Below are 15,025 nucleotides of genomic sequence, written 5' to 3'. Positions count from 1 at the left end.
TTCAAGCGGTCCTCCGTACTCGAACGATCTCACTCAGCGCCACGACCTCACCGGACGTCACGCCGGGCTCCCCGGCTTCGGTCTCAGCTCCCACCGGGAGGTACACCCAGAACGTGCTGCCCTTGCCGACCTTGCTCATCACCTCGATGCGACCACCGAGGCGGGCGAGGAGGCCCACGACAACCGAGAGCCCGAGGCCAAAGCTCTTAGGGGCGCGTTCGCTCTCGCTGGAGCCACCGGGAGAGAAAGCGCGTCCTAGCTCATCGTCGGACATGCCGCGGCCCGTATCGCTGATCTTGAGCACGAGGAAGCCCGGATGTCCGTCGATCTCGATGAGTATGCTACCGCGATCGGTGTACTTCGCAGCGTTCGTGAGCAAGTTGTCAACGATGCGGTCGAGCACGACAAGGTCGATGTGGATCGCGTCGGGAGCTTCGCGCGTCGAAAAGACGCTCGTCCGGATATCCCGCCCGTGCACGAGCGCACGGACACGCCGGAGCAGGCGCTCGCCCAGCGGGCCAACGTCGAGGCGCTTTGGGGCAAACGCCATGAACTCGCGCCGTGAGGTCACGACGCGCATGAGTTGATCGAGCAGGCTGCACATGCGGGCGTAGACGTCCTCGAGGTCGTCGACCGTCGACTTCGTCTCGGCCGCCGACGGCGGGGGCCCTTCGCGCAACGCGTCGATGGTCCCGCGCAGCAGCTGGAGCGGGTTTCGAAGATCGTGGCTGAAGCCACGCACTGTCGCTGCGCGTTCCGCCTGAAGACGCTTGAGATCGTTGGACATCGCCTCGATGGTTTCCGCGCGCTGGGCCGCCTCCCCTTCGATGAGCTGGCTCCACTCCCGTTGGCGCTCGTGCAGAGCCAAGAGCTCACGCCGCACCTCGGCTGCGTCGTCGACCATCAAACGCAACGCTTCCGTGCTCTCCGCTTGCGTTGCGCGGTTCGCCCGCTCGGTGCGCGCCAGTTCGCGCGCTTGCGCCACGACGGCCCCGAGGAGAGGCAGGGACACCGCGGCGACGGCTGAGCCCATTCCTGCTCGCGTCGCTGCCCAACTGCCAAGGGCGCCCATGGCGAAGCCGAGCATCGCGGGGAGCCAACGCGGTCGAGAGAACCAATGAAACTCGTACTCACAGCACTCATCGCCATGGGCCATGCACTTGCGCTCTCGGACCGACGCGCGCGGCATCCCCCAAAGGGTCGGGCCCATCGCGGACTGAGCCTGGCGACTCAGGCAAACGAGGCGACTCTCCGGCCGTTCGCTGCTGTATCGAAGGCGAACGAAGTTCGGCCCGCTGTTCACGATGGAGAAGGTGCCGACGGACGTGAAGAAGCGATTGCCTCGCTCGATCGCCTTGAAGAGGAGGAGCGGCGTGGTGGCCCAGAAGAAGAATCGGAGCGGACCGTAGCTCACCGCCATGTGGTGCGCGCAGACCTCGGTGAATTCTTCGTCGCTGGCCACGCGCGCACGAGCCGCGACATGAAACGCTTCGAACTGCGAGAAGCTAACCCATCGGATCGACGACTCGAAGTCAGCGGGCGCGATGCGTGCCGCCCTGCAAATCGCCTCAAGGTCGTCGAGCCGGCCCGCTTCCTTGAAGAAGCGTGCGAGCGGCGCCAAAATCTTCAGGTTGTAGTCGGCAGCGGTCTCAACAATCCCCACCGTGGGGCGGGCGATTGAAGGTCGGTCACTCGGCATATCCCTCCCGTCCCCAACCCAATCGCTTTACCGAGCCGACCGGCCGGAAAGGCAGCGGCAAGCCAACAGAAGCGCGACTTTTAGCCTAGCACCGCTTTTCGTATTGCTGAGTGCCGCGCGCTTCGGCGGAAGAAATATCCGAGAGCACCGTAGGAGGATGCGACCCATCTCGGGTCAGAGGCTCCAACGTGGGTCGGGGTGAATCTTTGTCCCCTTTCCTTCGTCGATGCTCGCGCTAGTTGAGGCACGCCCTTCATGCAATTCACGCCATCCAAGCTCCGCCGCGCGACTTTGTCCCTCTTGTTCCTCGGCGCCGTGGCCTACGCGGCCCCCGCCTGCTCCTCCACGCCCCATTCCTTCGGCCTCTTGGACGGCGGTCTCGAAGGCGAGGACCCGCGCACGTCGATCGTCACCGACGCCGCCACCGGCGACGCAAAGGCGAAAGACGCGGGCAAGGACGCGGGAAAGAAAGACGGCGGCACCGCGAAAGACGGCGGCAAAGCCGACAGCGGGCCCCAGTTCGAGCCCGAAGGTAGCCCGTGCAACACGAACAAGTTGCAGCCAGCGCCCTGCGGCAAGTGCGGGACGCAGACGCGCGCGTGCCTCGACGACGAGAACGGAACCGGAAAGGTGTGGGGCGCCTGGGGCGCGTGCCTCGGCGAATTGACGGCCGTCGACGCCTGCGATCCGAGCGCCACCTACCCCGACGAAGACTGCGGCAACTGCGGCAAGCGCGCGCGCATCTGCAAGCTCGACTGTCATTACGTCGCGGGCCTCTCGTGCGTCGAGCCCACGCCCGGCGGAGAGCCGGCGTGCGCGCCCGGCAGCAAAGAGTTCTTGCTCGGCGCCTCGTGCGGCGGCCAGAACGAAGGTCGGTACCGCACCTGCGACAGCCAATGCGGCTGGACCACGCCCGGCAACTGCGAGGTCTTCCAGGTCTCCGGCTCGGCGTCACTCACGGCCGTTGCTTCGAGCCATTCATGCAGCCTCACCCCGAGCGGCACCATCAAGTGTTGGGGCGAGAACGGCTACGGGCAACTCGGCAACGGCGGCACCACCGACTCGAGCACACCGGCCCTAGTCACGGGCATCTCGTCAGCGCTCGCGCTCGACGCCGGCGGCAGCTTCACGTGCGCCATCGTCGCCGGCGGCACGGTCCAGTGTTGGGGCTACAACTACTACGGCGGCATGGGCAACGGCTCGAGCACCTCCACGGCCAAGACGCCCGTCGCCGTAAGCGGCCTCACCGGCGCGCAGGCCATCGCCGTCGGCTCGAGTCACGCCTGCGCGATCGTCGCCGGCGGCGCGGTCAAGTGCTGGGGGTACAACTCCTACGGTCAGCTCGGAAACAACTCGTCCACGACGGCCTACGCGCCCGTCGACGTCCAGGGGCTTACGGGCGCGATGGCCATCGCGGCCGGCGGGAGCCATACGTGCGCCATCGTCGCCGGCGGGTCCGTAAAATGTTGGGGCTCAAACAGCTACGGGGCCCTGGGCACCGGTGGCACGACGCCTTCGAGCGTCCCCGTCGCCGTGCAGGGCCTGACGGGAGCCCAGGCCATCAGCGCGGGTGCGAACCATACCTGCGCGATCGTCGCCGGCGGCGCGGTCAAGTGCTGGGGCTACAACTCCTACGGACAGCTCGGCAACAACTCCACGACGACGGCCTATGCACCCGTCGACGTGCAAGGCCTCTCGGGCGCGACGTCGATCTCGGCGAGCGACTATCACAGCTGCGCCGTCGTCGGCGGCGCCGCCAAATGTTGGGGCTACAACTACTACGGCCAGCTCGGCAACGGCCTCACGACGTCGTCGAACGTTCCGGTGGCCGTCGGCTCCGTTTCGTCGGTGCTTCAGGTCTCTGCCGGGAGCAACCACACCTGCGTCCGGACGACGGGAGCGGGCGCGAAGTGTTGGGGCTACGGACTCTCCGGGCAGCTAGGCGCAGGGACCCTGACGAGCTCGTCGTCGCCCGTTACGGTCACCGCGCTTCCCTGAAACGCAGAAGACGCTAACCTCTCGGGATGCTTCCGCGGCTCGTTCGAATCGGTTGCGTCGGTGTCGTGATCTACGCCGGCGGGGCGGCAGCCGGCGCTTGCGGCGGCACTACGGCCAACGACGTGTTCGGCACGAGCGGCGCGAGCGCAGACGCAGCGACGGGGTCCGATGCAGCCACGAGCGGCGACGCCACCGGCGCCCGGGACGGCGCGACGGGTCAAAGAGACGCGGCGCTCGACGCCCGCATCGACGCGCCGGGCACGAGCTGCGAGGTCCTCCTGGCGCAAGTGGAGGCCACGAGACCTCAAGCCATCGAGTGCATCGCGAGCAGCGTCGAACAGTGCGACCAGCTCGTGGACGACGTGTGCTGCAAGGCGACGTTGAGCAAGGTTCAGAAAGGCACGCCGGCGGTGAAGGCCTTTCAGAGCGCTGTCGCCGCCTTCAAGAGCGCCAAGTGCGCGGCCAACTGCCCAGCAGCGCCCTGCTCCACGGAGCCATCGTTCTCGTGCGTGGAAGACGGCATCGGCGCATCCTGCGAGCAGTAGGGGCGCGTCTGCGGGGCGGTTACCGGGCGTGGGCGCGAACGCGCGACGGTTTGTGACTCCGCCATGAGACACGGGGCGCCGGCGCGTGAGACGTTCGAAAGGCGTCGACGCCACCGCAAAAGCTTCTACCCCAACGGGGCCATGCGCCCCTCGCACCTCGGTCACGTCCTCGGTCACGTCCTCGCCCACGCCCGCAGCCGCGGTCTCGCGCCGTACGGCGCTCTCCTCTTCGTCGCGTCCGGACTCTTGGCGTGCGGCGCCGGCGGCGGTCCCACGACGTCCGCCGACGGAGGCTCCGCCGCGAGCGGCGGCAACGGGAGCAGCGCGAACGGCCCCGGCTCACCCACCGGCGGAAACGGCTCCGGCGGCGCGAAGGTCATCGGCCACGTGACGCTGCTTCAGTCGACCTCGAGCGCGAACGGCTCGCCGACCTACAAGGGCCAAGTCTCCGCTGGCTTCGGCGAGGGCTTCGCTTCCGAGCCGGGTTCGGACTGCTCGACCCAGACGCAAGGCACCTGCGAGGTGAAGGTCTGCAACAAGGTCGCCGGCGACGTCGCGCCGACGGGAACACCAAAGAGCGCTGGCACCATCTCCGTCCTGGCAAAAGGGCAATCGGGACAGCCGGTCACCTTGAGCCCCAACGCGGAGAAGCGCTACATCACCGCCGAAGCCAGCTCGACGGCCGGTCCGCTGATGCCACCGGGCGCGGCGTTCACCATCAAGGCATCGGGCGGCGACGTCCCCGCGTTCGAAGGCACCGTAGACGTGGGCCAAGCCATCCAGATCGTCGCCCCGCAGTTCAGCGCGCTGATGATGACGACGTTGCCCAAGGGCCCGCTTGAGATCAAGTGGACCGGCACCACCGACCACGTCTGGGCCTACCTCTCGGCGGAGAGCGGACAGAAGATCGTCGCAGTCACGTGCACCTTCGATGGTGGCACCTCGGGCACGGTCCCGGCCGCGGTCATGAACCTTATGGGAAATACGGGCGCGATCACGCTCGCGACGGAGGGCGCCGCGCAGGCGAAGGCCGGCGCCGACATCGTGGACCTCAAGGCCTTGGTGGTGGTGCAAGCGGGCGTCTTCACCAAGTAGCTCCGAGAGCGGAGGAAACCGCTAAGCTGGTGCTCTGTGTCTTCGCCGTCGTCGGAACTCATCCCCACGATCCTCTTCGTCGCGATGGATCGAGCGTTTCTCGACGCCTTCCGCAAAGACTTCCCTGGCGTCTTGGCTCTCTCCGTGGCCCACGCGGCGGCGGCCCGTGAACGCATCGCGGTGACGAAGCCGTTCGTCGTCGTCGCGGCCAGCGTCATCCCCAAGGAAGACCTTGCGGACCTCGTGGAGGTGTCCGCTGGCGTCGGCGCCGACGTCATCCGCATGGCCGGTGAGAGCACGAGCCCCATCGCCTACTTCCGCATCAAGAAGGCCCTCATCGAACGCCTCGAGCGGCGCCGCGCTGCGGAGCGCGCACAAGGCACGGAGAACCAGTAAGACCATGCCCGCTGTGCGCTGCGTCGTCGTTGACTTCGACGGAACCTTCACCGACATCGAAACCGAGGCTCGCCCCTTCGAACCGGCCTTCATCGACAGCGTGTCGGACTTGCTCGGCCGCGACGTGTCCACCGAGTGGTCAGTCGCGAGGCGCCTCATCGAGGAGTCTCCAGAGAAATTCGGCTGGGTCTACGACGGCAAGATCGTGGCCCCGGCAACGGCCGATCCGTACCTCGTCTGCACGGCGACCGTGCAAGCTGTGCTCGACCACGCGGGCATCCTCAAGAGCCCCGCGCACCGGACCGAGATCACGCAAGCGCTCTACGGCCTCGCTTACACCAAGACGCAGACGGCCTTCAAACACGACGCGCGGACGGTGCTCGCTTCGCTGCTCGAGGGCGGGGTCCCCACCTTCGTGGTCACCAACTCGAAGACCGACGCCGTCGCCAAGAAGCTCGACGGCCTCGCCCTGCCACACCGCGAGCGGCTCGGAACCCGTGGTGAGGCGAAGAAATTCTGGGTCGTAGCGCCGGAGCCCAGTGACGCGCGCTTTGACGCGTTGCCGGAGACGCTCTCCGTCGCGAGCCTGCCGCGGGCCATCTACGTACGACGCGGCAAGTACTACGAGGCGCTGCGGCGCATCTGGCAAGAGTCGGAGACGACCCCTGAGTCGACGCTCGTCGTGGGTGACATCTTCGAGCTCGACCTCGCGCTGCCGGCCGCGCTGGGCGCCAAGGTGGTGCTCGTGGAGCGACCGAACACGCTCGCCTACGAGCGCGCCGCCACCCTCGCCGCGGGCGGCCACATCGTCCGAGAGCTCTCGGAGGTCCTGCCCTTGCTCGACTGATCGCCGTCGGAGGAGCGCCTACGCGTCCCCGGCGGGGCCTCAGGTTGACGGAGTGCGGTGTTCGTCCGCCGCGTAGGCCTCGAACATCACTCGATGTGCGAGCTGTGCTGACGACAGTGTCGGCGCCTCGAGGCTCGCCGACGGCTTTAGAATGGCCGCATAGAGCGGAACGAGCAGGGGCGCGCTTCGCCCGCCGGGTGCGACGCGCTCGAGCTCGGCGAGCTTTTGCGCCAAGGCGGCGTCGGTGGACTCGATGCTTAGATCGGCGCCGGTCGGGTCCTGCTCGCTGCCCGCCAAGGTGAGTGTCACGCCGCCACCGGCGAAGGCGAAGCGGACCTCGTCGCGCGCCGCCTCTACCGTGAAGCGAAGCGACACGATGGCTCCTCGGTCGGTCTCCACCGCGAGAGCCACTGCGCGCTCGAGGTGCGAGCCCGGCCGCCGCGCCATGGTCGCCACAACCCGGCGTGCCGCCACGGCGCCGAGCGCGTGGAGCGCGGCGTCAACAGCATGAATGCCGATCGACAAGAGCGGTCCTGCGCCCCAGCGCGAGAGTGAGTCACGCCCCTCCTTGGCGAAGTAGAGCGCATCCCGCTGGAGCGCACAGTCGACGGCGACGGAGGGCACGGGCCCCAGGAGCCCCGCGGCGACGGCGCGGCGAACGGCGACGAGGCCGCGGCCGACGCGCCACTGCAGGACGGCGAAGGCGTTCGGGAGTACGGCGAGGCCGTCGAGCTCCGCGACGGTCGTCGCGATAGGCTTCTCGACGACGAGAATGCGATCCGGCCGCGACAGCTCGGCGCACTGGGCCGCATGCACACGCGGCGGGCTTCCGATCACGACGATCGACGCGACCTCGGCGTCCTTCGCCGTGGGCGCATCGACAGCCATGCCGCCGACCAGCCCGGCGAGCGACCGGGCCTTGTCGCCGTCGGGGTCGAAGATCACCGCGATGCGCACGCCGTGCGCCTTGAGCGTGAGGGCGTGGAGAAGTCCAGCCGTCCCGGCTCCCACGATGAGCGCAGCGCGCGATTCTCGTGCGTTCGGGCCGACCGTCACGGGATCCATGGTAGCGCCTAGACCGCCTGCGAGACCTACACCTCCGACGGCTTCATCCAGCGCGCCTGCGGCTCCGACCAAGTCGCGAGGCGCTCCAAGAGCGTCTTCGCGTCGCTGGAGACCACGGCGATGTCGCGGTGGGCCGGCTGAATGAAGCCCTCGGTGACGGCGTGGTTCACGGCCGCGAGGAGCGGACCGTAGAAGCCGTCGACGTCGAGGAGGCCCACCGGCTTCGCCTGCGCGCCGAGCAGCGTCCACGTCCAGACCTCGAAGAGCTCTTCGAGCGTCCCCACGCCGCCGGGCAACGCGACGAACGCATCCGAGAGCTCGGCCATCTTCGCCTTCCGCTCGTGCATCGTGGAGACGACGTGCAGCTCCGTCAGGCCCTGATGATCCACCTCGCGCTGCTTAAGGAAGTCGGGGATGACGCCGATGGCTTCGCCGCCCGCCGCCATCGCGCCGTCGGCCACGGCGCCCATGAGGCCAACGCGACCGCCGCCGTACACGAGTCCGATGCCGCGCTCGCCCAAGAGGGCGCCGAAGGCGCGCGCCGCCTCTCGATAGGCAGGCCGCACGCCGGGGCTCGAGCCGCAATACACGCACACACGACGAAGCATCATTCTTCGAACCTCACATCACCGTGGGACAAGACGACCCGATTTCGCTCCTTGGCGCGTACGCGAAAGGCCACGCGTCGGTCTTCGATGCGCGCGATCTGCGTGACGAGGGTTTCACCGGGAAACACGACGTCCGCAAAGCGCACCGCGGCGCTCGCCAGGCGCGCCCCCGCGGACACCGCATCGGCCACGTGACGGAGCGCGAAGCCGAGCGTGCACATCCCGTGCAAGATCGGGCGCGGCAATCCGAAGGCGCGCACGGCGGCGCGATCGATGTGGATCGGATTGGCATCGCCGAGGAGGCGAAAGAGAGCCGCCTGATTCTTGTGGGTCGCTTGCTCGACGATCACCTCGGGTTCGCGATCCTCCGGGAACGGGTCGAGGAGCTCGTCGCCGCGCGGGCCCCCAAAACCGCCACCGCCGCGCACGAGCGAAGCGATCTCGTGCCGTGCCACGAGCACGCCTCGTTCGTCGCGCGACTCGACCGTCATCACGACGATGGCGTGACGCCCCTTGTCGAAGATCGCCGACACGGAGCCGCCGTGCGAGAGCACGCCGCGGGGAGCGACCGGGGCGAGGTGCTCGGTGCGCTGCTCGGCGTGGAGGACGCGCGCGAGCGGATAGTCGAGCCCGGGGGCGCTTCCCTCGCGGACGAGGCGGTCGAGGAGAGCGTTGAGGGCGTGAACAGCCACAAATCCTGGGAGCACCTCTTGGCCGTGCTCGTGCGCCTCGTAGACGCGACGAAGGGCGCCTTCCTCCGACGGATCTTCGGCGGCGCCCGTCGCCAGGGCGTAGAGCGCGACGTCTCGCTCCGAATAGGGCACGGCGACGGGAAGAAAGCGGTGCCCCAAGGCGCGGTCGGGGTCGATGAGCTTGGCCATGGGTCCGGGCCGCGTGCGCGGCGGAGACAGTATAGCGAGCGCTCGCGCGCCCCATCGCGTTATGCGCCAAGACGCGCTGTCCGCACGCGGGCGAGATCGGTAGACTCGGGGCCCATGACCGACGCCGTCCTCTCGGACCTCCTCGCGTTTCTGGGCGAGTCACCGACGCCCTACCACGCCACCTTCGCGGTCGCGAAGCGCCTCCTGGCGGCGGGCTTTCAGCCGCTCCACGAAGCCGACGATTGGGGCGCGTTGCCGGCGGGTCGCTACCACGTGGTCCACGGCGGCAGCACGATCCTGGCGTTTGTGGTGCCCGCGACGCGCAAGCTCGCGGCCTTTCGAATGGTGGGCGCCCACACCGACAGCCCGAACCTTCGTCTGAAGCCGAAGCCCGAATACACGAAGGAAGGTTACGCGCAGCTCGGTGTCGAAGTTTACGGCGGCGTCCTGCTCTCGACTTGGCTCGACCGCGACCTCTCGCTCGCCGGCCGTGTCTTCCTCAAGAGCGGCGACGCCGATCGCGTCGAGCCCCGCCTCTTCCGCATCGACCGACCGCTGCTCCGCGTTCCACAGCTCGCCATCCACCTCGATCGCGACGTCAACGACAAGGGCCTCGCGCTCAACCGTCAAGAACACTTGGCGCCGGTGCTCGGCCTCGCGGAGGGCGCCGAAGGCCTGACGGCGCTCGTGGCGCGAGAGCTCTCGGTCGATGCCGATCGCGTGGCACAGCTCGACCTCATGCTCTACGACGTGACGCCCCCGGTCTTGGCGGGCGCGCGAAGCGAGTTCATCTTCTCGGCGCGCCTCGACAACCTCGCCATGTGTCACGCGGCGACGACGGCGCTGGTAGCCGCGGCGCCACGCGCCGAGGGCGGCGACGTTGTCCCGATTGTGGCGCTCTTCGACCACGAGGAGGTCGGCAGCGAGAGCGCGACCGGTGCGCACTCGGGATTCCTCCCGCGCTTGCTCGAACGCATCGCCCTCGCCATGGGGCTCGATCGCGCGGCGACGCTGCGCGCGCTATCCGCGTCGACCTGCGTCTCGGCCGACATGGCCCACGCGGTGCACCCCAACTACCCGGACCGCCACGAGGCGCGCCACAAGCCGGTGCTCAACGGCGGCCCCGTCATCAAGGTGAACGCGCAGCAGCGCTACGCCACCTCTGCGGAGACCGCGGCGATGTTCGCGGACCTGTGCAAGAAGGAGGACGTGCCGGTGCAGCACTACGCCCACCGCACCGATCTACCCTGCGGCAGCACCATCGGCCCCATCACCTCAGCACTGCTCGGGATGAAGACCGTTGACGTCGGCAACCCGATGCTGAGCATGCATTCCATTCGCGAAATGGCGGGCGCGCGAGACGCCGAACGAATGGGCCGCGTCATGGCGCGATTTTTCGCGTAGCGATGTGTGTCGACGCGGCAACGGCGTGGCAACAAGGACGAAAAAGGCGCGCTTGAGACGCGACGCGCCGGGCCTCTCAGACGACCATCCGCCGCGTTGAAGTCGAACAGCGTCACAGTCCGCCCGCTCCTCCTGACAGCCACGCTCCTCCTGTCCGCAGCGTGTGCCGTCGGCACCGCGCCCGCTGGCGGCGACGAGGGAGCTGGGCCGCGTAGCGTCGACGACGCAGGCGGACCGCAGGCGGACACGATCACAGCCACAGCTTCAGCGACCCGCGAAGCGGATCCCATCGACGCGGGCGCTGCCGACGCAAAGGCCAAGGGCGCGCCGACAGCGGCGCCCGACGCGAGCCCAGCTAGCCCCGCGAGCCCGAGTCAGGCCGCCTGCCCGGGTTACGCGCTTCCGAATCAGACGGCCCCCTGCCACGCGTGTCAGTCCACGTCCGCGACGTGCCAGCCCAACGGCTGCTTCGGCGGCTACTACTGCGATCTGTCGGGCCCCAAGTGCCACCCGAAGCCTAGCGGCTGCTAAGGGCGCGCACGGCAACGTCGGGCCATGACGTTTCCGCTTTCGGCGGCCCGTGTTTTGGGTTGATCTCCTCAAGCCTTGACCCCGAAGAACGCCGACTGCTTTCGCATCGCCCTCACCGGTGGGCCCGGAGGCGGCAAGACCACGGCGGCGGACTTGTTTCGGCGCGAGGTCGGCGAGCGCGTAGTCATCGTACCTGAGGCCGCGACGATCCTCTTCGGGGGTGGCTTCCCGCGCGCGCGGGAGCCGGCCGCGGTGCGCGCCACCCAGGAGGCCATCTTTCATCTCCAGCGAAAGCTCGAGGACGTCATGGCCTCGATCTACCCGGGGCGCGTCCTCTTGTGCGATCGCGGGACCGTCGACGGCGCAGCCTATTGGCCGGCCGGGGGCCCCTCGTTCTTCGCGACGTTGGGCACGTCGCTCCACGCGGAGCTCGAGCGGTACGACGCGGTTCTCTTCTTCGAGAGCGCCGCCGTAGGCGGCATCGCGATCGAGGGCGGAAATCCCGTTCGCGACGAGTCCCTTGAGCGCGCGCGAGAACTTGATCGAGCCCTGCACTCGCTCTGGTCGCAACACGAGCGCTTCACCTTGGTGCCCCACGCGTCGTCTTTCCTGGCGAAGATTCAAGGCGCCTTCGGTCACCTGACGCGCCTCTTGGGCGAACTCTCCTAAGGCCTAGGCGACGGCCTCGCATCGGCGCGGAGCTAGCGCGACCGGTTCGGGCACGCGCCCCTCGACCACCGTCGCGCAGGCCGCCTCGAAGAGCAGCTCGCTCGTGAAACACGGGACGCGCCCCGCCGACGCGGCGCGACGAAGCTCGGCCGCGCCCGGTGCGGTACCGATGCCCGTGATGAAGGCGAAGGCCACCGCGCCACCGGCCAGCAGCGCCTCGGCGGAGGGCACGTCGAGCGCTTCGAACGGCGCGCGCATGGCCGAAATTCGTTGCGCCACGGGGCCGATGGCCACCAGGCGGTACCCCAGCGGATGAAGACGTCTCGCGCAGCGGGCCGCCGCGTCGGCGCTCTCTCTGTCGGGAGCGAACAGCACCGCGCGAGCCGACGGGTGCGGCAGGCGATACCCGACGCCCGCGAGGGCGCGACCGTAGGCGCCGGCGAGCGTTTCGCCGACGCCGAGCGCCTCGCCGATCGCACGCGGCGTACCGTCAAGCGGCTCCATGGTACGCGCCGCCGGCCCCGAAGGGAGCACGACCTCGCGGGCAACCACGATGGGTCTTGGCGTGAACGTCGCGACATCCACCAGCGAGCGCAGCGTCTCGCCGAGGGCGAGCTCGCACGAGAGCTCGCCGAGCCGTACCCCCAACGCGCGCGACACCATCGGTTCAGCGGTCTCCGGGCCCCAAGAGACGGAGGCCATACGGGTCGCTTCGCCGAGACGCCATCGAACGGTGGCGAGGCCCTTGGCTCCGCTAGCGGCGACGACCGCGCGGCTCTTCTCCTCGATGGCGAGGACCTCGTCGACGGGCAGCGTCTGCGGCGGAAAGAAGGCGGCCGAGTCCTCCTCGTTGACGGCGCCGCTCTCGACATACTCCACCGTGCCCACCACGAGCGCCTCGTGCCCGTCCGTGAGGACGAGGACGTCGGCCTTTCGCGTCGAAGCCGCCGCCGGCTTCCCCTTGCCGTAGCCTCCGGGCGCGACGTCCAGCACCGTGGCGCCGCGAGACGCGCATGCGTCCGCCACGGCCCGGCTCTCGGGGCACGCGGAGACGAACACCTGGGTTCCGACGGTGGCAAGACGAGCTGCGTCGCGCGGCGGTTCATGGATCCACCGGTCGGCGAGCGCCCCCGCCAACGACGCCTCGCTATCGTCGACGACCGTCACATGTTTGCCGCGGGCGCGGCACGCCAACACTTGCTCGGCGGCCCAAGCGGCCGCACCGCCAACGTGGGAGGAAGCACCGGGGCCGAGCACGAGCACGTCGGTCATGGGCAGCGGCGCCTCACCCGCAAGGTCTCGCGGCCGTTCGTCACCCGCAAGATCGAGCCAATCGAGCGGAGCTCCGAGAAGCAACTCGGAGACGACCTCGCCGAGGGGAAAGGAAGCGCGGCGCGCGGCTTCAAGGGTCGATGAGCGTGCACCGAAATAGACTTCATCGATCGACGGCGCGCCTTCGCGGTTGATCCGGTACGACGCGGACAGAAGACCAAAGACCCCGCGCGCGTGCGCGGCCGCCGCAACGACGCGCGCGACCTCGTGGCCTGCGCGGGTGAGCGCCGACGAAGCGCTCGGCGACCGCGACGCCGGCGCTACGGCCAAGAGATGCGACGCGCCAGTCTTGTCGACAAGCAACTCGATCGACGCTCGCAGCGACGCCGAGCCTTGCGGCGACGGCGTCATAACGTCCGCCGACAACCGAGCAAGCGAGGTGGATCCGTCGGGGAGCCCCAAAGCGGCGGGGACCGCGAGGACGGATGCGTCACCGGCGAAGGCCGAGAGGATTCCGTCGGCGCCCTCGCGGGCCGCGATGCGCTCGAGGCGCTCTTTCACCAAGGGCTCGGCGTAGACGACGTCGGCGAAGCGCCCCGCGACGCTGCACCCATTGGGCGACACGACGACTACGCGACGTGAGCGCGCCTTCAAGTGCCGCGCCGCGAGCGCCGCGAGGACGTCGACGGCCGCGGCACCGGGGCCGCCGGGCGCCGGCGCCAGGACGACGACGCACTTCACGAGGGCTCCGTGAGGGCGGCGAGCCGAGCGCCGATGGCGTCCAGTCGAAGCTCGGCGCACGCGCCCGGCGAGACGCGCGAGCGCACGCTCTCCTCCGCCATGTGCGACGTAGCGATGGTCGGCGGTGCCGCGGCCACGGTCCGATAGACGTCGCGAAAGGGCACGCCTTGACGGGCCAGCTCGATGGCACGATCCGTCGCGAACATCGGCGCGTCAATCGCCTGCCTCATGGCGGCCGCGTCAATCTCGAAGTCCGCCGCGAGGCGCGCCATGACTGACATCGCTCCGAGCGCGTCCTCGACGGCGCTCACGAAAACGCCCTTCGTGCGCTGCACGTCACGCTGATATCCGCTCGGCAGCGCGAGCGTCGTCGCCATGTCGACGCGCGCGCCGGCGCAGGCGCCGTAGGCCGCACGCAAGAGCTCGACGACGTCGGGGTTCCGCTTGTTGGGCATAAGCGAGGAGCCCGTGGTGTACCGGTCGGGCAAGCGGACGAAGGCGATCTCTTGCATCGAGAACAGCGACAGATCCCAGGCGAAGCGGCGCGCGTCGAGGAGCGCACCTTCGAAGGCCCCGAGCGCGAACAGCTCGAGCTTCCCGCGCGAGTTCTGCGCCGCGAGCGGATTCCACTGCACGCGCGAGAAGCCGAGCTCGCGTGCGACGCCTTCGCGATCGAGCGCGAGGTTGACGCCGTATCCCGCACCCGTACCCAGCGGGCACCCGTCGACGACACGGAGCGCGCCGTTGACCATCTCGATGTCGTCGACGAGCCCCTCGGCGAGGCCCGCGAACCACAGGCCGACGGTCGACGGAACGGCCCGCTGGAGATGCGTGTAGCCCGGCATCACAGCGGAGCCTTCATGGGCGGCCCGCCGCAGGAACGTCGTCGCCGCGCGAGCGAGGATCGTCCGCAAGGCAAGCAGTCGGTCCTTTGCGTAGAGCCGCAGAGCCACGAGCACCTGATCGTTGCGACTTCGGCCCAGGTGCACGCGCCTCCCCAGCTCGCCTAGCTCCTGTGACAACCACGCCTCGATGGCCGAATGGCCGTCCTCGAAGCGAGCGTCGAGCACGAAACGTCCCCCACGGACCTCCTCGACGAGGCGCGTCAACGCCGTCACGAGCTCGCGGCAGTCGGTCTCCGAAAGAACACCGATTCGCGCCAAGCCGCGCACGTGCGCCGTAGTGGCGACGAGATCGAACGGCAACAAGGTCTCGTCGGCGACGAGATCGCGGCCGCACATGAAGGCGTGCAGCTCTTCGTCGGCGAGCGTCGC

General features: G+C 69.0%; 14 protein-coding genes. 8 read left to right on the top strand and 6 right to left on the bottom strand.

What is annotated here, in order from left to right:
- Position 1: 1 nt before the first annotated feature.
- Positions 2-1,663, bottom strand: a complete 1,662-nt coding sequence (locus tag IPG50_23120; protein ID MBK6695074.1) for a hypothetical protein — start codon at positions 1,661-1,663, stop codon at positions 2-4.
- A 291-nt stretch (positions 1,664-1,954) separates the two neighbouring features.
- On the opposite strand from IPG50_23120, the gene IPG50_23115 reads away from it, so the two are divergent.
- The 5 genes from IPG50_23115 to IPG50_23095 all read left to right on the top strand — a co-directional run bounded on the left by IPG50_23115 (position 1,955) and on the right by IPG50_23095 (position 6,580).
- Positions 1,955-3,697, top strand: coding sequence for a hypothetical protein (locus IPG50_23115; GenBank protein ID MBK6695073.1), 1,743 nt, complete (start codon positions 1,955-1,957; stop codon positions 3,695-3,697).
- A gap of 26 nt (positions 3,698-3,723) precedes the next feature.
- Positions 3,724-4,242 carry a hypothetical protein gene (locus IPG50_23110; protein MBK6695072.1) on the top strand — a complete coding sequence of 173 codons (519 nt, stop codon included), beginning with the start codon at positions 3,724-3,726 and terminating at the stop codon, positions 4,240-4,242.
- A 141-nt stretch (positions 4,243-4,383) separates the two neighbouring features.
- Complete coding sequence (locus IPG50_23105) at positions 4,384-5,337, top strand: hypothetical protein (GenBank protein ID MBK6695071.1); 954 nt, start codon at positions 4,384-4,386, stop codon at positions 5,335-5,337.
- A gap of 36 nt (positions 5,338-5,373) precedes the next feature.
- Positions 5,374-5,733, top strand: coding sequence for a hypothetical protein (locus tag IPG50_23100; protein MBK6695070.1), 360 nt, complete (start codon positions 5,374-5,376; stop codon positions 5,731-5,733).
- Positions 5,734-5,737: 4 nt separating this feature from the next.
- Positions 5,738-6,580, top strand: coding sequence for an HAD family hydrolase (locus IPG50_23095; GenBank protein ID MBK6695069.1), 843 nt, complete (start codon positions 5,738-5,740; stop codon positions 6,578-6,580).
- 39 nt (positions 6,581-6,619) lie between these two features.
- Here IPG50_23095 and IPG50_23090 read toward each other — a convergent pair whose 3' ends face one another.
- From IPG50_23090 to IPG50_23080, 3 genes are read right to left on the bottom strand one after another with little or no spacing between them, the layout of a single operon-like run.
- Positions 6,620-7,636 (bottom strand): Gfo/Idh/MocA family oxidoreductase, encoded by a 1,017-nt coding sequence (locus IPG50_23090; protein ID MBK6695068.1) that lies wholly within the window; start codon positions 7,634-7,636, stop codon positions 6,620-6,622.
- A 35-nt stretch (positions 7,637-7,671) separates the two neighbouring features.
- Positions 7,672-8,256, bottom strand: a complete 585-nt coding sequence (locus IPG50_23085; protein ID MBK6695067.1) for a TIGR00730 family Rossman fold protein — start codon at positions 8,254-8,256, stop codon at positions 7,672-7,674.
- On the bottom strand, positions 8,253-9,134 hold the full coding sequence (locus IPG50_23080; protein ID MBK6695066.1) for a MaoC family dehydratase N-terminal domain-containing protein: 882 nt from the start codon (positions 9,132-9,134) through the stop codon (positions 8,253-8,255). Before IPG50_23080 ends, IPG50_23085 begins: the two co-directional genes overlap by 4 nt.
- Before the next feature lie 114 nt (positions 9,135-9,248).
- Here IPG50_23080 and IPG50_23075 point away from each other — a divergent pair, with 114 nt between their 5' ends.
- From IPG50_23075 to IPG50_23065, 3 genes are all read left to right on the top strand, one after another.
- Positions 9,249-10,538, top strand: a complete 1,290-nt coding sequence (locus tag IPG50_23075; GenBank protein ID MBK6695065.1) for a M18 family aminopeptidase — start codon at positions 9,249-9,251, stop codon at positions 10,536-10,538.
- A gap of 96 nt (positions 10,539-10,634) precedes the next feature.
- A complete protein-coding gene (locus IPG50_23070) occupies positions 10,635-11,069 on the top strand; it encodes a hypothetical protein (protein MBK6695064.1) in 435 nt (144 codons plus the stop codon).
- A gap of 75 nt (positions 11,070-11,144) precedes the next feature.
- Positions 11,145-11,738, top strand: a complete 594-nt coding sequence (locus tag IPG50_23065) for an AAA family ATPase (GenBank protein ID MBK6695063.1) — start codon at positions 11,145-11,147, stop codon at positions 11,736-11,738.
- Between the two features lie 3 nt (positions 11,739-11,741).
- Here the strand turns inward: IPG50_23065 and IPG50_23060 are convergent, their stop codons facing one another.
- Together IPG50_23060 and argH are read right to left on the bottom strand one after the other, a co-directional pair.
- Positions 11,742-13,751 (bottom strand): hypothetical protein, encoded by a 2,010-nt coding sequence (locus IPG50_23060; protein ID MBK6695062.1) that lies wholly within the window; start codon positions 13,749-13,751, stop codon positions 11,742-11,744.
- Complete coding sequence (gene argH, locus IPG50_23055; protein MBK6695061.1) at positions 13,748-14,992, bottom strand: argininosuccinate lyase; 1,245 nt, start codon at positions 14,990-14,992, stop codon at positions 13,748-13,750. Before argH ends, IPG50_23060 begins: the two co-directional genes overlap by 4 nt.
- Positions 14,993-15,025 lie beyond the last annotated feature (33 nt).

Source organism: Myxococcales bacterium, from assembly GCA_016703425.1.
Taxonomy (GTDB): Bacteria; Myxococcota_A; Polyangia; order Polyangiales; family Polyangiaceae; genus JADJCA01.
The sequence above is the reverse complement of the archived record's forward strand: the minus strand, read 5'-3'. Positions and strand labels throughout refer to the sequence as shown.